The sequence below is a fragment of the Kribbella sp. NPDC048837 genome, assembly GCF_055586945.1.
Genome location: NZ_JBVJHF010000024.1, coordinates 1 through 17,238 on the forward strand (window position 1 = coordinate 1; position 17,238 = coordinate 17,238).

The 17,238-nt window shown below is 67.0% G+C and carries 18 protein-coding genes and 1 pseudogene; 9 read left to right on the forward strand and 10 right to left on the reverse strand.

The genetic code is table 11. The features are described from left to right. Positions 1-484 precede the first annotated feature (484 nt). The 3 genes from ACZ6O0_RS44155 (at position 485) to ACZ6O0_RS44165 (ending at position 1,967) form a co-directional block, all read left to right on the forward strand. Positions 485-808 carry a hypothetical protein gene (locus ACZ6O0_RS44155; protein ID WP_465771122.1) on the forward strand — a complete coding sequence of 108 codons (324 nt, stop codon included), beginning with the start codon at positions 485-487 and terminating at the stop codon, positions 806-808. 184 nt (positions 809-992) lie between these two features. Continuing rightward, positions 993-1,310 carry a hypothetical protein gene (locus tag ACZ6O0_RS44160; RefSeq protein ID WP_465771123.1) on the forward strand — a complete coding sequence of 106 codons (318 nt, stop codon included), beginning with the start codon at positions 993-995 and terminating at the stop codon, positions 1,308-1,310. Between the two features lie 6 nt (positions 1,311-1,316). Then, complete coding sequence (locus ACZ6O0_RS44165) at positions 1,317-1,967, forward strand: hypothetical protein (RefSeq protein ID WP_465771124.1); 651 nt, start codon at positions 1,317-1,319, stop codon at positions 1,965-1,967. Between the two features lie 180 nt (positions 1,968-2,147). Here ACZ6O0_RS44165 and ACZ6O0_RS44170 read toward each other — a convergent pair whose 3' ends face one another. From ACZ6O0_RS44170 to ACZ6O0_RS44180, 3 genes are all read right to left on the reverse strand, one after another. Further along, complete coding sequence (locus tag ACZ6O0_RS44170) at positions 2,148-3,437, reverse strand: ArsB/NhaD family transporter (protein ID WP_465771125.1); 1,290 nt, start codon at positions 3,435-3,437, stop codon at positions 2,148-2,150. Positions 3,438-3,456: 19 nt separating this feature from the next. Continuing rightward, a complete protein-coding gene (locus ACZ6O0_RS44175; protein ID WP_465771126.1) occupies positions 3,457-3,732 on the reverse strand; it encodes a CBS domain-containing protein in 276 nt (91 codons plus the stop codon). Positions 3,733-4,073: 341 nt separating this feature from the next. Next, the gene (locus ACZ6O0_RS44180; RefSeq protein WP_465771127.1) at positions 4,074-5,048 is read right to left on the reverse strand and encodes an alpha/beta fold hydrolase; all 975 of its coding nucleotides are present in this window, start codon (positions 5,046-5,048) and stop codon (positions 4,074-4,076) included. Between the two features lie 447 nt (positions 5,049-5,495). On the opposite strand from ACZ6O0_RS44180, the gene ACZ6O0_RS44185 reads away from it, so the two are divergent. Further along, positions 5,496-5,843: a COG4315 family predicted lipoprotein gene (locus ACZ6O0_RS44185; RefSeq protein WP_465771128.1), complete on the forward strand. Its 348-nt coding sequence runs from the start codon at positions 5,496-5,498 to the stop codon at positions 5,841-5,843. A gap of 50 nt (positions 5,844-5,893) precedes the next feature. Here ACZ6O0_RS44185 and ACZ6O0_RS44190 read toward each other — a convergent pair whose 3' ends face one another. Beyond that, positions 5,894-6,166 (reverse strand): DUF1905 domain-containing protein, encoded by a 273-nt coding sequence (locus ACZ6O0_RS44190; RefSeq protein ID WP_465771129.1) that lies wholly within the window; start codon positions 6,164-6,166, stop codon positions 5,894-5,896. Positions 6,167-6,629: 463 nt separating this feature from the next. On the opposite strand from ACZ6O0_RS44190, the gene ACZ6O0_RS44195 reads away from it, so the two are divergent. The 5 genes and pseudogenes from ACZ6O0_RS44195 (at position 6,630) to ACZ6O0_RS44215 (ending at position 11,344) form a co-directional block, all read left to right on the forward strand. After that, complete coding sequence (locus tag ACZ6O0_RS44195) at positions 6,630-7,349, forward strand: alpha/beta fold hydrolase (protein WP_465771130.1); 720 nt, start codon at positions 6,630-6,632, stop codon at positions 7,347-7,349. Positions 7,350-7,398: 49 nt separating this feature from the next. Continuing rightward, a complete protein-coding gene (locus ACZ6O0_RS44200; RefSeq protein ID WP_465771131.1) occupies positions 7,399-8,265 on the forward strand; it encodes an alpha/beta fold hydrolase in 867 nt (288 codons plus the stop codon). Between the two features lie 780 nt (positions 8,266-9,045). Next, positions 9,046-9,452: pseudogene (locus ACZ6O0_RS44205) on the forward strand (transposase); the annotation flags it as partial. 272 nt (positions 9,453-9,724) lie between these two features. Next, the gene (locus ACZ6O0_RS44210; protein ID WP_465771132.1) at positions 9,725-10,735 is read left to right on the forward strand and encodes an NAD(P)/FAD-dependent oxidoreductase; all 1,011 of its coding nucleotides are present in this window, start codon (positions 9,725-9,727) and stop codon (positions 10,733-10,735) included. 234 nt (positions 10,736-10,969) lie between these two features. Next, entirely contained in the window at positions 10,970-11,344 is a 375-nt protein-coding gene (locus ACZ6O0_RS44215; RefSeq protein ID WP_465771137.1) for an ATP-dependent DNA ligase, read from the forward strand. Between the two features lie 217 nt (positions 11,345-11,561). On the opposite strand, the gene ACZ6O0_RS44220 is transcribed toward ACZ6O0_RS44215, so the two are convergent. From ACZ6O0_RS44220 to ACZ6O0_RS44245, 6 genes are all read right to left on the reverse strand, one after another. Then, on the reverse strand, positions 11,562-12,164 hold the full coding sequence (locus tag ACZ6O0_RS44220; RefSeq protein WP_465771133.1) for a TetR/AcrR family transcriptional regulator: 603 nt from the start codon (positions 12,162-12,164) through the stop codon (positions 11,562-11,564). A 59-nt stretch (positions 12,165-12,223) separates the two neighbouring features. Next, positions 12,224-13,060, reverse strand: a complete 837-nt coding sequence (locus ACZ6O0_RS44225; RefSeq protein WP_465771138.1) for an SDR family oxidoreductase — start codon at positions 13,058-13,060, stop codon at positions 12,224-12,226. Further along, positions 12,994-13,800 carry a hypothetical protein gene (locus ACZ6O0_RS44230; protein WP_465771134.1) on the reverse strand — a complete coding sequence of 269 codons (807 nt, stop codon included), beginning with the start codon at positions 13,798-13,800 and terminating at the stop codon, positions 12,994-12,996. The genes ACZ6O0_RS44225 and ACZ6O0_RS44230 overlap by 67 nt, the downstream gene beginning before the upstream one ends. A 52-nt stretch (positions 13,801-13,852) precedes the next feature. Then, positions 13,853-14,719, reverse strand: coding sequence for an alpha/beta fold hydrolase (locus ACZ6O0_RS44235; RefSeq protein WP_465771135.1), 867 nt, complete (start codon positions 14,717-14,719; stop codon positions 13,853-13,855). Positions 14,720-14,763: 44 nt separating this feature from the next. After that, complete coding sequence (locus ACZ6O0_RS44240; protein ID WP_465771136.1) at positions 14,764-15,759, reverse strand: NADP-dependent oxidoreductase; 996 nt, start codon at positions 15,757-15,759, stop codon at positions 14,764-14,766. 1,308 nt (positions 15,760-17,067) lie between these two features. After that, positions 17,068-17,226, reverse strand: a complete 159-nt coding sequence (locus tag ACZ6O0_RS44245) for an SLC13 family permease (RefSeq protein ID WP_465771139.1) — start codon at positions 17,224-17,226, stop codon at positions 17,068-17,070. Positions 17,227-17,238 lie beyond the last annotated feature (12 nt).

The window sequence follows — 17,238 nt, forward strand, 5'->3', positions numbered from 1 at the left end:
TCAAACCGGGCAGTCGTCGCGAGGCGAGCAACTCGACCGCCTCGCGGGCCTGTGAATCGAGGCTGACCACCGGGAAGTCCTCGGCCATCTGCTCTGCGTGCACCCTTGCACCTTACTCCGGATCGCCCGGAAGCGGCGCGGCCAGAGCTGCACCTCGAAGCTTGGACTGTCACGCCGCCTCCGGGATCGTCGATCAGCCCGCACCCCGGTTGGGGACGGGTACTGCCGACCAGACTTCCCGGCGCTCCGGGGCAAGCCTCTCCCATCGGCCCGGCCGGACGCAAACGAACCATACATTTGCTGTTGGCAACGGCCGGTGGACCTCTGGGCGGCCGGCCTACGACGTCTGGGTGGCTGTAACACGCGAGGGTGGTCTGCCGATAGTACTGATGAGTCCGTTGTGCGGCTTGCCGATCGACGGACTCATGGGTGCGCCGGGAAGCCTGGTCGGCAACGAGTTTCACCTGCCAAGGAAGAGGCGCCAATGCACATCAGCAGCGTGAAGGTTCTGCGCGCCCCCGTCACCTTCGGAGGATGGAAGGCACGACTCATCCTCGACGGCGACCAGATGACGATCGACGGCACCGACAGTGACCGTAGCTTGGTCGTGAGTTTGACCGAGGTCGAACGAGCGTCGTTCAATTCGGCCAACGGGCTGTGGGCGTTCCGTCTCCGTGACGGCAAAAGGATGTGGTTTCAGTCGTCGGGCGGCCTGCTGTCGGCAGATCGCACGGCCGCCGGTCGCAGGTCGAATGAGCTGATCACCGGTCGTCTCGCCGGTCATGGCGTACGTGTCTTCAGCGTCTGATATCGATGTCTGCGACGTAGCAATCGCGAATCGGCAGCGAAGGTACTGGTCGAGGTGTGCCGGGAAGGCTGGTCAGCGTTGACTGTCGAACGTGGCCTGGGGAGGCGTCGATGCGTACCGGCCGAGGACTTTCTCTCCGTCCGCCTCTTGGTCCTGCCTGCTGCCGCGCTTTTGGGGCCGCGCGATGAACGCCGATGTGTGCGGCCGACTGGTGGTGCCACTCGCGTTGGTGCGGCTTGGATCGCCAGTCATGGACGCTCGAGGTGCCATGGTCGGTCTAGTGGAATACGTCACGATGGCGCCGCCGCACCGGCAGTCTCTCGACGCTGGGACGTCGGCTGAGTCCGACCAACCGCGACGAGGGTTCGTCAAGGTGCTCGGAACTGCGCCAGGCAACCGCGGCTTCGTCGTCGCGCCGGGCCAGATCGCCTACGTCGCCGACGATCACGTGCGGCTGTCCGTGGCGGCGGCCGACATGATGCCGAGCGCCGATCAAGTGTGACCGCCGATGCGTGTCTACCGTCTCGTCTGGTCGAGTATCGCCGTACCCGTCGGTGCGCTGGGGGTCATCGGTGCGACCGTCACCTCGTCGCCGCTGACAGTGGCCGTCGTTTTCGTGGTCTTGGCGATGATCCTCGGGACGCTGTCCGCGAATCTGCGTTCGCTGTACGGCGATGGGCAGGTGGACGAGGCGATCTCGATGTCTACTGTCGCCTGGCACGGCTGCCTGGGGGGGATCGGTGTGGTCGCCTTGTTCGGGCTGGGCACAGTGACTGGTCCCGCAGCCATCCCGCTGGTCGTCCTTTTCGCAGGGACCTGCCCGGCATGCGTTGCCTGGTGGCGTGATCGGCGGATGTCGGCCGGCGCCGAACACGAACGCACTGCCGCGCCGTGGACCGTCGGGTGTTCCCCTGAGGACGTCCTTGAGCGACTGACAGATTCCGAGTTGTGTATGGCCTGGAGACGGAGCTTCGTCAAGATTCAACGCTGTGAGACCGCCGAGGAGCTGGCCCAGCTCGCTGGCCACCGAAGGCAATTGCTCGACGAGCTCGATCGCCGGAATCCGAGTGGCTTCGAGCACTGGATGAGTGCCGGTGCCCGCGCACCGAGCAACCCGGCACGCTACTTCCTCACCTCTCCAGATCAGCGACTCGACTGACACCGAGGCACGAGGATTTCCTCGAGTATCGACGGAAGCCTTACAGCTCCACCAGACCGGTGGCCCTGGGACACACCGAATGTCGCGCACGACAACCCGGCAGGCTAGCGCTTCCACGCGTCGTTACTCCTGGGCTTCGCGGATCCTCGGCGTCGACGTTGTCGTCCTCGAGCAGGCCGGTCACGCCAGGACGAAGTAGCGCAGCCACAGGTACGGCGCGGCGACGATGATGGTGATCGCGGTGATCACGGCGCCTTTGCGGGTGAACTCCCAGAAGCTGATGGGGTGACCCGCGCGCAGCGCGATACCGATGACCACCACGTTGGCGCTGGCCCCGACCGCGGTCGCGTTGCCACCGAAGTCGGCGCCTGCCGCCAGCGCCCACCACAGGGCGTGGGCGTGGGCAGGATCGCTGACGCTCTTGGTGAGCTCCAGGACGACCGGGCTCATCGTCGCGACGTAGGGGATGTTGTCGACGATGCCGGACAGGACCGCCGACACGACCAGAATCAGCATCACCGCCAGCAGCGGCCTGCCTTCAGTCGCGTCGCCGACGACGTTTGCGAGGTCGGCGATCACTCCGGTCTTGACCAGGGCGCCGACCATGATGAACAGGCCCGCGAAGAACAGCAGCGTCTGCCACTCGACGCTGGACATGTAGTCCTTGGTCGGCACGCCGGAGATCAGCACCAGCAAACCCGCCCCGAGCAGTGCGACGACCGAGGGCGCCACGTGGAGCACGCCATGCCCGATGAAACCGATGAACACGGCCAGCAAGACGATGCCGCACTTGATCAGCAGCCGGGCGTCCTGGATCGCCTCCCGCTCATTCAGCCGCAGCACGTTCTCGACCTTGCTCGGGTCGACCGCGAACGACCCCTTGAACAACCAGGGCAGCACGAGCGTGAACACGATCAACTCGATCACGACGAGAGGTGTCATGTGGATGAGGAAGTCGTTGAAGGTGAGTCCGGAGCGGCTGGCGATGATGATGTTGGGCGGGTCGCCGATCAGGGTCGCGGCGCCGCCGATGTTGGAGGCCATGATCTCGGCGATCAGGAACGGGACGGGGTTGATGCCGAGCCGGTCGCACACGAGCAGCGTGACGGGTGCGATCAGCAGGACCGTGGTGACGTTGTCGAGGAACGCCGAGGCGACGGCCGTGATCAGGGTCAGCAGGATCATGATCCGCAGCGGTGACCCTTTGGCCCGTTTGGCCGCCCAGATCGCGACGTACTCGAAGACTCCGGTACGGCGCAGTACGCCGACGATGATCATCATCCCGAGGAGCAGGAAGATGACGTCCCAGTCGATCCCGGTGTCATGGGAATAGAACGCGTGCTCGGAATCCGTCACCCCGATGGCGAGCAGGACCGCCGCGCCACCCAGCGCGGCGAGGAGTTTGTGTGTCCATTCGGTCGCGATCAAGATATAGGCGATCACGAACACGACGACCGCGACCACGGTCACACGATCACCCGCACGCCGCTCAGCGCCGTCCGACGACGAGCTTCAGCAGCCGCGACGCGGTGATCGCGCCGACGATTTCCTCGTCCTTCATCACCGCGACCAGCGGGCAGCGCAGCCGGGCCATGATCGCGGCGACGTCCAGCACATTGTCGTCGCTGCTGACAACCGGCAGCTCGATCGGCTCCCTCGGGAGCAGCCTGCGGACGGTGAGGACGGCCAGTCTGTCCGCGACCTGGTCGGCCAGCGATTCGTCGATCACCCTGGCCGGCGACGGATCGTCCTGCAGTCCGTGCACAATTGCACAAGACGCCGCACGCGCAGTCACCACACACCATCGGAACGCCTTCATTGTGACCGCATGGTGTCGTCGGCGTCACGCCGCCTCCAGAGTCGTCTGCCGGCCCGCACCCCGGCCGGGGACGGGCGCTGCCGACCAGACTTCCCGGCGCTCCGAGCCCCAGCCTCCCCCATCAGAGGGGTCCGGTGCAAACATCAACCCCGATCCCTGGAACCGCTGTCACAGCCGAACCCCAGCCCTTGCCGTCGGCAACACCCGATCCTGTTCCGCGCCGCCTCGACCCCGGACCGGCCCCGTAGCTTCCGCGCAGAACTGCTGAGCAGAGGGCCCGCATATCTCTACCGGTCGTGAACCCGTGGACCACACCAGTCGACCACCGTGCGAGCGTAGTCGGTGGGGACTTCGAACGGCGGCGCGTGACCCACGCGGTGGAGGACCACCAGGTTCCAGTCGGGCCGCTGCGCTGTCCAGTCATCGATCGACGCTCGGGGAGTGAGGCGATCCTCATCGCCCCAGACAAGAAGAGTCGGCGACGCGACCCGGCGCATCGCGTCGAACACAGGTCGCCGCCGGACCAACATCAGCGACATCAGCGAGGCATACACGGTGACCGCGCTTCCCCAACGCGTCGGCTCGACCGCGGACATCTCGTCCCGCAGGAGGCCGGCGAGTTCCGGCGACATTCTTGTCAGGTCACCGCCCGTATTCCATTTGCTGCCCGGAATCGACGCGGGATCGTCCAGGACCCGCAGCTTCGCAGTGAGGATGCGCCGCCCCGAAACGTGGAGCAACACCTGGGCGACCGGTGCGACGATGGCCAACCCCGCCCTGCCGAGGGTTTGCCACCTGCGCGCCTCGCCGTCGCTCAGCGGGGGAGGAAGTGCCGGCGCCACCAACACGAGCCCGTCAACCCGTTCGGGTGCCTGGTCTGCGAACAGCAACGCAATCAACCCGCCCGCCGACCAGCCGTGAACCACGAGCCGATCCAGCTCGAGTGCGTCAGCGAAATCGCGCAGGAACAGCACGTTGGCTTCGATGCTCGCCGCGCGCCGGTCCGGCGGCGCGGTGTGGCCGGCGATCGTGCCGGGCAGGTCGACCGCGATCGCGTGCGCGTGTGGTCGCAGTTCCGCGAGTACGTCGAGCCAGTTCGAGGCGCTGTTGGCCGGGTTGGGAACGAGCAGGTGAACCGGCGCTTCGGACGTCCGCGTCTGATCAGTCACCAGGTAGTGCACCTTCGTGCCGTGCACATCGACAGTCTCGCTGCGAATTCCGGACCAGCGAGCGACCCGCTCACCCCAGTCGGTGTACTGCACAACCCCAGGCTACGCCCGTCGACACGGGCTCGAGCGGTTCACTGCCGAGCCACGAGCAGGCATCCTCGGGCGCCTCGACCGGTGACGCGGGTGTCCGTCAGGCGAATCCTCACAGACCAGCAGGATCTGGCGTCCGACCGATCCTGACGGTGCGCGTGCGGCGGACGTTGGGGCAGTGGGCTCTTGGCCTTACGAACCGATGACGGAATCGGCCAGGGCGGTCCTTTCGCTACTAGTGTCAGGATCGGGAGTGTTCAGATTGGAGTTGGTCCGGTGCGTGTGGTCGTCGTACTTGCGGTCAGTGGATTCCTGCTGGCCGCATGTGGCAGCGAGTCCGGGGCGGAGTCCCCACCGGCCGCGCCGCCTTCATCACCTCAGCCGTCGCCGGCCGTCACATCTACTTCGCCGAGCAAACGTCCCACCCCGCCTGCGCCCGCCGGAACTGGTGTGAAGACGGCCGCCAGCGACTTCGGCGTGATCTTGTTCGACAGTACGGGGCAGGCGATCTACCTGTTCGACAAGGAGAAGTCGGCGACCTCTGCATGCTACGACGCATGCGCTGAGGCCTGGCCCCCGGTGCTGACGAAGGGACCGCCGAAGGCGCTGGGCCAGGTGCAGCAATCGCTGCTGGGTACGACGACGCGCACAGACGGCACCACCCAGGTCACGTACGGCGCGCATCCGCTGTACTTCTATGCCCACGAGGCCAAGAACGAGGTGAAGTGCCACAACATCCACGGCTTCGGGGGACTATGGCTCGCCGTGACCACGGCCGGCAAGGCAGCTCCAGCCTGAGATCCGTCTGAACTTTCCCTCCAGCAACGACAATGAGGTTGGTGGCCTGCCTAAGCCTCCAGGACAAGCAGCACTTGGTCACCGAGTTCAGCGCCGGCCGACTTCAGCGCCGCCTTGCTGACGCCTACACAGAAGCCACCGCCTGCGACGAGCATGGTGCTGCCGGTGAACGTGGCGCCGTTCAGGGTTCCGGCGACGCGTCGCTGCCGGCGGCCGCCGAGCTCTGGGACGAGCTCTGCCGGTACGTCGACCACGGCGAGTCCTCCCGGCTTGTCTTCCCGCCATCGCCGCACGGTGCCGGTGATCTCGACTGTCGTGCCCATGTCCTCTCCAGGTGTCGCCTTGAGTGAATGGCTGCTTACCATCGGCTCTTGGGTGCATCCTTACCGGTCGGTCCTGTACCGGGTTGGTGTGCGCGTCTTCCGTGGCCGGTCACTGGGCGTCCGGTCGGCGGTAGTTCCTGGCCGCCCATCGACAGCGGCCTCGGCAAAGGTCGTTCTGTCCCCTTTCCGATTGCCTCGCGACCCTGAAGCGCACCCGCGAAAGCAGCCCCCACCTCACCCTGCGCCGACCCAGGAAGCGAGTCAACACAAGTGCGAGCAGCCCGTTGTAAGGGAACAGAAAGCTGAGCTCGACCTTCGATCTGGCTCGGGCAGGAGCACGATGAAGTGACGTCTGGGAGACGATCGGCGAGTCGGAGGGGCATGGCCATGGCCACATCGCAGGACGAATCGAAGGTGCAGGATTATGTCGACGCCGGCGGTGTTCGGACCTACTACGAGGCTCATGGGTCCGGAGATCCGCTTGTTCTTCTCCACGGCGGACTGTCTGGTCGAGACGTTCAGCGGGCTGACGCCGAAACTGGCCGAGCGGTATCGCGTCGACCTTCCGGAGCGGCGCGGGCACGGACGGACACCTGACGTCGATGGGCCGATCAGCTATGAGGTGATGGCGCAGGACACCATCGCGTTTCTGGACGCGTTGGGCCTCTCGTCTGCTCATCTTGTGGGGTGGAGCGATGGGGCCGTCGTCGGGCTGCTGGTCGCGTTGCATCGCGCTGACCTGGTGCGGCGGCTGGTGATGGTAGGGCAGAACGTGAATCCTTCGGGGCTGGTGCCCGAAGCGGCGGAGATGATGAAGCTGGACAAGATGCCGGACGTGCTGCCGCCGATGCTCCGGTACCTGTACGCGGCCGCGTCACCGGACGGGCCCGACCACTGGGACGTGGTGGTCGACAAGGTGTGGCAGATGATCAGGACCGAACCGAACATCGCCCTGACCGAGTTGGAGAAGGTCTCAGCTCCCACGCTCGTTGTCGTGGCCGACCACGACTTCGTGACCGTGGAGCACACCCGGGCAATGCACGGCGCCCTGCCGGACTCGAGACTGGAGGTTGTGCCGGACGCCACCCACGGTCTCCCGATGGAGAAGCCCGATGTGCTGGCCCGACTGGTACTCGACTACCTGGCCCAGGGTCGTCGGCGAAGTGCTCTGGGTACGACGTAGCGCACTGATAGGAGCCTCCTCGCAGCCGATTGGTCGTAGGCTTCGTGGTGTGACGGTTGACGAGGTGCTGGCCGCTCACCGTGGCGCTGGGCGGGAGTTCAGTGCGGACGGAGTGCGGAGTTTCGTCCTCGACCAAGGGCCTGCCGACGCGGAGCCGGTTGTCTGCCTGCACGGCGTACCGGCTTCCTCGTTCGTTTATCGTGCGGTGCTGCCCGAGCTGGTCCTCCGCGGGTTCCGTGGGATCGCCTTCGACCTGCCTGGCCTGGGCCTGGCCGAGCGGCCGGTCGACTTCGACTACTCCTGGACCGGGCTCGGGCGATGGGCTACCGCGGCGCTGGATGCGCTCGGGTTGGGTCGGGTGCACCTCGTGGTCCATGACATCGGCGGACCTGTGGGGTTCGAGATCGCCGACGCCGTGCCGGACCGGATCCGGTCGCTGCTCCTGCTGAACACGATGGTTGCCGTCGACACCTTCCGTCCGCCGTGGGTGATGGAACCCTTCGCGCATCGTTTCCTCGGCCGGGCGTGGCTTGCGACGGCACAGGCGCCGCTGGTGTTCCGCACGCTGATGAGGACGATCGGTGTCGGCCCCGACGTGCCGACGGAGGCCGTCGACGCGCACCTGCGGCTGCTCGTCGGTGACGATTCGGGCCGCGCGTTCTTGCGGATCATGCGCTCGTTCGAGCCGACCGCGGAGAAGCGTCGGCGTTACGAAGCCGTCGTCGGCTCCGGCACGTATCCGGTCGGGCTGCTGTGGGGAAGCAAGGATCCGGCCTTGCCGCTTCGCACGTACGGCGTTCAGGCACGCCTTGCGGCCCGCCTCGACGACATCCCCTCGGTCCCTGGCAAACACTTCCTGCAGGAAGACTTCCCGGCAGAGATCGCCGCGTCAACCGCCGCCCTCCCACACCGCTGAATCAGCCGCCACGGCGTGGATCGCCGTCGGATGACGAGTACGGCAGGATCACGAGCGGCGGCGCCTGCCGCGCCGATCTGGTCGAGACCGGAGGTAGGGCGAGCTGGCCGTACCGGCGTCAATCGCATCTCCGGCAGACGACGACATGCTGATCCTGGTGTTCCTTTGCTGTCAGCCGGCGCTCCAGGCGGAGGCGCAAGTCGCGCTGACGCTGCGAGCCGTCGGCGGTCTCACGACGCAAGCTCACCGCGAGCCTCCCCGGAACAGCGCTACCCCAACTCCCTAACGCCCGACTCGCCGACAGAACCGCGGCCTACGCGAAGCCCGAGCCGATGGAACAGTAGCCGCCCAGACGCTCCTGGAGTACGTCGAGCCGGCGGGATGGCTGGGTCAGGTGCTCAGTGGGGCTAGGGCGGCGTCGATCGGATCACCGATGCGGTCAAGACGACGACGTCACCTGCGATCAACTGCCGGCCGGGAATGGTTTGAACAGTGCGAAGTGGACGCCGCAGGGATAGCCGTGGTCACCGGCGTGTCGGCAGCGGCAGTGCCGGTGACCGTGGTGCTTTGCCGCGCTGATGGCTGAGCACCTGGCTGCCTGCACACGCACGGCTATCGGATGCTCGGCTCCTTGCATGACGCCGACGAACGCGAAGTTGAGTCCCTGATGGTGGTGTAGCGCGGTCGCCGGGTTCGTCGACGAGTTGGTCGTGGACGAGGACGCGGCCATCGCGTGATCCTTCGAGTCAACCTTCCACAGAATCCTCGAGGACCATCACGATGACCGCACCACACATTGTCGACCCTGCCGACCTGCCGGCCTGCTGGGCGAAGCGCTCGCCGAAGCCTCACCCGATCTGATGCACGGCCTGCTGCAGTCGGTCATCACCGCCCTGCTGTCGGCTGATGCCGACGCGGTCGCCGGCGCCGAGTGGGGCCGGCCCACACCCGGCCGGATCGCGCAGCGCAACCGCAACCGCTACCGGCACCGCGACCTGGACACCCGGGTCGGCACCATCGACGTGGCGATCCCGAAGTTGCGCAAGGGCACCTGCTTCCCCGAGCGGCTCCTGGAGCGCCGCAAGCGCGCCGAGGCCGCGCTGATCACCGTTGTGGCTGACTGCTACCTCGCCGGAGTGTCGACCCGGCGGATGGACAAGCTGGTCAAAACGCTCGGGATCGATTCGCAGTGCCTCGTCGCGGAGTACCGCAGTCGCGGCACATCCACGGCCTGCTCGCTGCCGGCCAGCAAGCCCTGGAGGAACTCTTCGACGGTCTCACCGCCGAACTGGTCGACCTCGGGGCACCGGCCGGCGACATGCTTCAGGACGTCCGATGCTGCTTCGGTGGTCACCGATTGCGGTCTGGCCCATCAGGCTTGCTGGCGCTGCAGGCGAGCCGGCCACTGCTCGAACACTGCCTGCGCGCACGAGTGCGCGCGCAGCCGTCCGTGCGATTCATGGACCGGTGCGATGTCGCCGGACTCACCACCACGGCCGACGGCGGCAGCGTCACCGGCGCGCGGGTGGTCCGGCGACTCGACGGCAGCGCCCAGCAGACCCTGACCGCGGATTTGGTGGTGGACGCAACCAGCCGCGGTTCACGTACGCCGGCATGGCTGGAGATACTCGGATACCCGCGTCCGCCGGTCGAGCGGGTCCAGATCGGGATCGGGTACGCCAGCCGCACCTACGGGCGCGTCCCTGGATTGCTGGGCGGCGACCTTGCGATCCTCAACGCGGCGACACCTGATCATCCGCGTGGCGGAGCCATCGCGGCCATGGAGAACGACCGCTTGCTCGTCACCCTGTATGGAATCCTCGGTGACCACCGGCCGACCGATCCGGACGGCTTCGCAGACTTCGCCGCCACCCTGCAGTTCCGAGACATCGACGAAGTCCTGCGCGACGCGGAACCGCTCGACGATCCCATCCCGTTCCGGCACCCCGCCAGCGTGCGACACCACTACGAACGACTCTCGACGTTTCCCGAGGGCCTCCTCGTGATGGGCGATGCAGTGTGCCGTTCAAACCCGATCTACGGCCAGGGCATGAGCGTGGCGGCCCTGCAGGCACTGGCCGTCCGTGCCCACCTCCAGCAGCACCCCAGACCACAGCCGGTGACGTTCTTTCGGCAGATCGGCCGGGTCGTCGACGTTCCCTGGAGAATCGCAACCGGCGGCGACCTGGCCTTCCCGGCGGTCGCTGGTCAGCGCAGCATGCAGATGCGGCTCCTCAACGGATACCCGGCCAAACTGCACGCCGGCGCAGCACACGATCCCCGGCTCGGACGGGCGTTCCTCCGGGTCGCCGGGCTGGTCGACCCTCCCAAGGCGCTGTTGGCACCAGGAGTGGCTGCCCGCGTCCTGCGGGCAAGCGTGCCGCGGTCACGGTCGGCACAGATGGACGCTCCCGATAACCGACCGATAGCCAACTCCAGCGCTGAGGCCACCCTCAGGCGGGCTGACTGATTCCGCGCAACGGCAGCCGACCACCTCACCAGGCACCCGCTCGACTGTCCGGGCGCGCTCGAGCTGGACCCCGGCGAGCCCGGACGACAAGTTGCTTAAGGCCACAGTGTTACCCCTCCCGGAGCTCAGATCAGAATCCGGGGCGCGACGGCAATCAAATCGACCACGCCGTCGTGGACATGTCCACGACGCTCACAGCGAAGCAGGACAGCCCAATCCAGCAGCTGGCTCAAGATAAACGGCGAGCTGGTCATCCTCGGCGCGGACGGCCGGTTGAGCTTCGATGCGCTGCACCAGCGCCTCGTCACCAGCCCGGCCAAGGCGCGCGCGAAGGCCGCCGAGCTGCCCGCGTCGTTTGCCGCATTCGATCTTCTCGCTGCTAACGGGGTCGATCTGCGGACGCAGCGCTGCACGGTGCGGCGCCGGCGGCTCGAGCAGTTGTCGCAGGGCTGGGCGCCGCCGCTGCAGCTGACGCCGGTCACCGCCGACCTCGACGAGGCCACCGAGTGGTTCGGCGTGCTGCCCGGCGCGATGGGCGTGGAAGGGCTGGTCGTGAAGGGCGCGGCACCCGCTACACCCCGGGCCGCCGCGACGCCTGGGTCAAGGTGAATTCTGCCGGGTTGCCGCGTGTTCGGTTTGCTGGAGCGTCGGTGTCGGGCCTGGTCAGCGTGTTGTGCGGCGTGGCGTCGTCGTGTGCGACGGGTGTCGCGGACGGGCGGTGACCTGATGGCCGACCGCATTGCGCAGTGTGGCTGGCCCGGCAGTCCGCTGGATCGGCCGGTCGACTCGTGCCGGGATCGCATCCACGGCGGCCGGCCGCTCGGAATTACTTCGGTAGCAGAACCCGGACCTGGTCACTGATCTCGTGCACGATGTCGTCGACCGGGTTGGCGATGTTGATTGTCGCGGCCATGCTGACGAACATGATCGCGGAGACGATGTGCGCGAGCGTCGCGGCGTCGCTGGCGCTGATGCGCTGGTTTCGCTGTAGTACGTCGGCGATGGCCTTTTCGGTCTGCACGGTCAGGGCGAGCGCGTCGCGGTGGTGGGGCTCCTGGGGGTCGCCGAAGACGATCTCGCGCAGGTAGGTGCGCCCGTTGTCGATCTGTTTGCGGTTGCACTCCACGACCGGGCGGATGATCGCCATCACCGCGTCGAGCATGTCGGGGATGGTCTCGGCCTCCGACCTGCCTTGTGCGAGCGCGTCGGCGTAGGTGGAGTTCTGCACGAGCAGGAGGAGCTCTCCCTTGGTCTTGGCGTAGAGGAACAGCGTGCCGGCGCCGATGTCGGCCTTGTCGGCGATCTCCTGGGTGGTGACCTCGTCGACGCCGCGCTCGGCGAAGAGCTCTCCGGCGGCGGCGGTGATGCGGTCGAGCTTCTGCTGCTTGTTCCGCTCGCGCCGTCCGACTGGTTGCGAGTCGAGTGGCATGCCTGCCGTCCTTGTCTGCGGTGTGGGCTCCTGCTGTGTGGGATCGTATGTGCTGGCGCTCATTCTTCCACGGCGACCAGAGCAGCCCTGGTGTCGCGGAGCTCCGGATACAGCGCCTCGATCGGACCGCTCAGGGCCGCCTTGACCTGGGCGGTCAGATCGTCGGCGATGACCTCGTAGACACCGGCCTCGACGGCGTCGTAGACCTTGGTCACGAGCTCTGCCGGCTGCAGCTTGGGGCCGTCCGCGTGTGCGGCCATGCGGGTCTCGACGTAGCCCATGTGCACACCTGTCACGTGGACGCCCCGGGGTGCGAGCTCGAGCCGCAGCGAGTTGGTGGCCGACCAGAGCGCGGCCTTGGCGGCGCTGTAGACGCCGCCGAACCCGTACCAGCTCGCAACCGAGTGCACGTCCACGAGGACGGACTGCGGCCTGGCGGCGAGGATCAGCGCGAACGCCCGGGCGAGGAGGACAGGCCCGAAGAAGTTCGTCTCCAGGTTTTCCCGGATGTCCGCCTCGGTGACCTCCATCAGGCTCGCGCTCGGCGGGTTCGCGCCGGCGTTGTTGATGAGCGCGGTCACGTCTGGTGCCGCGGCGATGGAGGCGGCGTCGGTGATGTCGAGGGGGAGGGGGACGATGCGCTCGTCGTCCCACGGGCGCGGCGTGCGGGCGCTGGCGTAGACCTTTGCCGCGCCGCGTGCGAGAGCTTGGTGGACGAAGTGGGTTCCGATGCCGCCGTTGGCCCCGGTGACCAGGACGACTGCTCCATGAGGGAAGGCATGTTGGTTCTTTCTGTTGTGGGGTCGCCGGATGCGGGCGAGCGGTGCGGCTACTGCTGGTAGTGCGGCAGGATGTCGCCGTTCTTGACGTAGGTGAGGGCGGCGGTGACGTCGTATGCGTGGATGGCGGAGGCGAGCGGTGTCAGCCGGTTGGACAGTTCGTCGATCACGTTGCTGGTGAAGAAGGCGTCCCGTGCCGCGGTATCGGTGAACCCGAGGATCAGGGAGGCGTGGAAGTGCTGGCCGGCGGGGTTGTCGTGTGCGACGTTCGGGGTGTCCCAGAGCTTCTCGATCCAGGGCAGGAAGGTCTGCGTGCGCAGTTCGTTGAGCACTCCGGTGCCGGCGAGTGCGGGCACGAGCTGGTTCTTGACGAACCGCCGGAATTCACCGGTGTGGGCCCCGTCTCTGCGGCGGAGGTAGACCAGGGCGCGGGCACCGACCTTCTCGCCTTGGCCGGCGACGTCGTACCAGCGGGACGAGTTCGGCGGACCGGCGTAGAGCAGGGTGCGGCGGAATACGTTGATCTCGTCCTTGTAGGCCAGTTGCGTCTGCTTGCGCCCTTGCAGGGGCGAGAGTGCCGATTGGAAGGTGACTTCCGCGACGCCGTCGATCTTCCGGTCGACCGGTATCGAGGTCTCCACCCCGTCGGTTACCGGCCATAGGCCCGGGTTGTGCTCGGCGAGGTGGATCTGCCGGTACTCCTCCACGCCTGGTGTGGCGGAGATGATCTTTGAGTGCGGGCCTTTCCAGTGGTCCATGCCGGTCTGGCGGGGCTGGTCGGTGCGCACCCAGAGCAGGATCGAGGAGGTGAGGTGCTTCTTGACGTCCAGTTGCGTGGCGGACAGTGACGTGCTCATGGTGTTGCCCTTCTGTGCTGGTCGGGAACGTGTGGTTGCGGTGATCGGGTGGTCATCGGGCAAGGAACTCGACGGCGACGGGGGCGAACTCCTGGTGGAACTGGAAGATGCCGCCGTGTCCGGAGTCGGGGTAGATGATCAGCTTGCTGTGCTTGATCCGTCGGTGCAGGTCCTCGGAGAGGATCGAGGGCACCATGCGGTCGTTGTCGCCGTTGGCGATCAGGGTGGGCTGGGTGATCCTCGACAGGTCGGCGGGGGCCGAGCGGCCCCATTTCTGGATCGCCTTCAGCTGGGTCTGGAACGCCTTGACCTTGATCGGTGCGTCGCGGTCGACGGTGCGCTCCTTGAGCCGGTTGACGAACGCGCGCGCGGCGGGCTTGCCGGTGGCGTTGCGGTTGAAGAACAGGAACTCCTTGGGGTCGGACCGGGTCAGGGCGGCGCGCAGCATGTCCCAGTACGTGGTGCCGACAACTTTGTCGATGTCCTTGCCGCCCTTCGGCCCGGTGCCGGTGAGGACGAGCTTGCGGACGAGCTCGGGGTGCTTCACCACGAGGGCCTGGGCGACCATGCCGCCGAGCGAGAAGGAGAAGACGTCGATCCGGTCGAACCCGAGCGCCGTGATGAAGGTGTAGGCGTCGTCGGCCATCGCCTCGACACTGTCCGGCACCTGGCCCGTGGACGCCCCGACACCGCGATTGTCGAAGGCGATGACGTGACGACCCTTCGCGACGGGGTCGATGATCCGGGGGTCCCAGTTGTCGAGCGTCGCGGCCAGGTGGACGAAGAAGACGACGGGGATCCCGCCCTTCGGTCCCAGCTCGCGGTAGGCGTAGGTGACGCCGCCGGCGCTGACGGTGCGGGCAGGTGCGTCCTTGTAGGTGGTGATGAGGCTGTCTTGTGCGTGCCTGCTGGTGTTCATGGTGTTCTCCTGTTTCGTGGTTGGTGCCTGGTGAGATGGGTGTGTCAGGGCCCGCTGATGACGGCCTTGCCGCGGATGCCGCCCTTGTCCAGCGACTGCACTGCCTGCACGGTCTGGTCGAAGTCGAAGACCCGTCCGACGACGGGGCGCACCGCGCCGCCGTCGACGAGGGCGGTGATCTGGCGAAGCTGGTCACCGCTGGCGCGCATGAAGAGGAACTCGTAGGTCACGCCGAGGCGCCGGGCCTGGCGGCGGATGCCGCGGCTGAGGGCGGTCATCACCAGCCGGAGCAGCGGGTTCGCGCCGAGCTCGCGGGCGAACGCCGGGTCGGGCGGTCCAGCGATCCCGATCGCCTTGCCGCCGGGGCGCAGCACGCGCAGCGACTTCTCGAGGTTCTTCCCGCCGAGGCTGTCCAGCACCAGGTCGTACCCGTCGAGGAGCTGTTCGAAGTCCTGGCTGCGGTAGTCGATGACGAGGTCCGCTCCGAGCTCGCGCACGAAGTCGACGTTGTCGGTGCTGACCGTGGTGGCGACCGTGGCGCCGAGGTGCTTGGCGAGCTGGATCGCGATTGTTCCGACTCCGCCGGCGCCGGCGTGGATGAGGACGCGTTGCCCAGCTCGCAGGTTGCCCCGCTCGACGAGTGCCTGCCAGGCGGTCAAGGCCACCAGCGGCAGCGAGGCCGCTTCCTCGAGGCTGACCGATGTCGGCTTGAGCGCCAGGTCGGCCTCGGCGACCGCGATGCGTTCCGCGAACGTTCCGATGCGATCCTTGTCGGGCCGGGCATACACCTCGTCGCCGAGCCTGACTCCGTGCACTTTCGCGCCGACGCCGATCACCGTTCCGGCGACGTCGTTGCCGAGGATCTGCGGCAGCGTGTACGGGAGGATCTGCCTGAACTCGCCCGCCCGGATCTTCTCGTCGAGCATGTTGAGCCCGGCAGCCTGGACCTGGACGAGCACGTCGTGTGCTCCGACCACGGGCTCGGGGACGTCTGCTTGCTGTAACGGCCCCTTGTACTGACTGACGACGAACGCTCGCATGGCGACTTTCCTTCTCGTTCCTTTGACGTGCCCCGAATCAACAATCTGAGTTGACTCAATAATGAGTAGACTCAGTTAACTTGTCAAGCGAGCCCAGAGAAGAGGCGGTCGGACGCTGGTCGCTGCGCGGGGTCAGGCATCGGCTCCGCGACCACGACGGGCCGAGGCGGCCGGGCGCGCGCTGCGAGGACGGTGGTGCCGGCGGCGAGGTCGGCTGAAGCTCGTCGAGCCGGTCCGTTTCGCTGACCAGGTACGGGATCAGCGGAGCGAGCAGAGGCCTGGCGGCTGGGCTGGTGTGGTCACTGACGGTGCGCGCGACGTGGGCCAGGACGGGTGGTGTGTGCAGGCGGGCCGGTCGGTCCATTGGCCGCCGACGGTGGTGGCGACCATTCCCATCAGGCAGCCTCCGGCGCGCTGGTGGGTGTGCCGGCCGCGGCCGACGAGCGGTACCTGAACGATGTCGATGTTGGTTTCATGACGTCTGCCCGTTCCGCGTGGTCATAGCCTGATCGCCTGGCCGATCGCCGCGCCGTGCCTGCTCGCCGAAGCCGTCGACTTCGCGCGGAAGTCACTACGCGATGTGCGGTGAGTGGCGAGGTCACCCCGCCGCCGGCTGACTAATTGCACCCACGAGTCGCCGTAAGCGCACAAGTCCGGTGCCCGGATGCGATATCAACGTCTAGTCCCCACGGCCGGCCACGACACCCCCGTGACCCGACTAGCGGCAAATGCCGGCTCCGTTCTGGGTGCTGTCGTCCCCGGTGGACGTCTCACCGGGGACACAGCACCCGGCAACCAGCTGGTCGCGCTACTGCTCGGAACGTCCCCAGATCTAACGCGTGCCCGGTGCAGCGCACTGTACCCGCTGCCCGAACGCATCTAGTCCAGGCGGCGAGCGATCCTCCGGGGACCGCAATACCGCATCCGGACAACGCCCGCCCCGTCGCCAGCCGTCGCGTTACCGCCTCCGATGTGATGCTGTTGTGCGCGGCGCTACAGGTGGACCGAGCGGAACCTCTCCGACGCGCCACCGAACGCGCTGCGCCGTCGGGCTGGACAAGGGGCGTGGTTCCACCATGGACGAGGAGATCATCAGGCAGGTGCGGAGGATTGTGACCGACCTAGAGTCGGTCGAGGCGCGTCTGCGCAAAGGAGCGCCGGCAATCTGACGTACAGGAAGGCGTTCGCCGCGCTCACGACAGCCCGGAGCTTTTGCGGGAACCGGACCCACAAGACGACTCGTGAGGGCGTGGACGTTCACAACATGTCCCGGAGCTACCCGTGCCTGGTTCAATCGAGCCGGTCACGTCAGGACGAAGTAGCGCAGCCAGAGGTAGGGGTCAGCAGGATCATCACCCGCAATGGCGAGCCCTTGGCCCGTTTGGCGGCCCAGATCGCGACGTACTCGAAGACGCCGGTGCGGCGCAGGACGCCGACGATGATCATCATGCCGAGGAGCAGGAAGATGACGTTCCAGTC

What these genes read in the sequence shown, in the direction of transcription:
- ACZ6O0_RS44155 (WP_465771122.1), top strand. Translation starts at nt 485, where the DNA reads ATGCACATCAGCAGCGTGAAGGTTCTGCGCGCCCCCGTCACCTTCGGA.
- ACZ6O0_RS44160 (WP_465771123.1), top strand. Translation starts at nt 993, where the DNA reads ATGAACGCCGATGTGTGCGGCCGACTGGTGGTGCCACTCGCGTTGGTG.
- ACZ6O0_RS44165 (WP_465771124.1), top strand. Translation starts at nt 1,317, where the DNA reads ATGCGTGTCTACCGTCTCGTCTGGTCGAGTATCGCCGTACCCGTCGGT.
- ACZ6O0_RS44190 (WP_465771129.1), bottom strand. Translation starts at nt 6,166, where the DNA reads ATGGGCACGACAGTCGAGATCACCGGCACCGTGCGGCGATGGCGGGAA.
- ACZ6O0_RS44195 (WP_465771130.1), top strand. Translation starts at nt 6,630, where the DNA reads ATGGGTCCGGAGATCCGCTTGTTCTTCTCCACGGCGGACTGTCTGGTC.
- ACZ6O0_RS44210 (WP_465771132.1), top strand. Translation starts at nt 9,725, where the DNA reads ATGGACCGGTGCGATGTCGCCGGACTCACCACCACGGCCGACGGCGGC.
- ACZ6O0_RS44220 (WP_465771133.1), bottom strand. Translation starts at nt 12,164, where the DNA reads ATGCCACTCGACTCGCAACCAGTCGGACGGCGCGAGCGGAACAAGCAG.
- ACZ6O0_RS44230 (WP_465771134.1), bottom strand. Translation starts at nt 13,800, where the DNA reads ATGAGCACGTCACTGTCCGCCACGCAACTGGACGTCAAGAAGCACCTC.
- ACZ6O0_RS44235 (WP_465771135.1), bottom strand. Translation starts at nt 14,719, where the DNA reads ATGAACACCAGCAGGCACGCACAAGACAGCCTCATCACCACCTACAAG.
- ACZ6O0_RS44240 (WP_465771136.1), bottom strand. Translation starts at nt 15,759, where the DNA reads ATGCGAGCGTTCGTCGTCAGTCAGTACAAGGGGCCGTTACAGCAAGCA.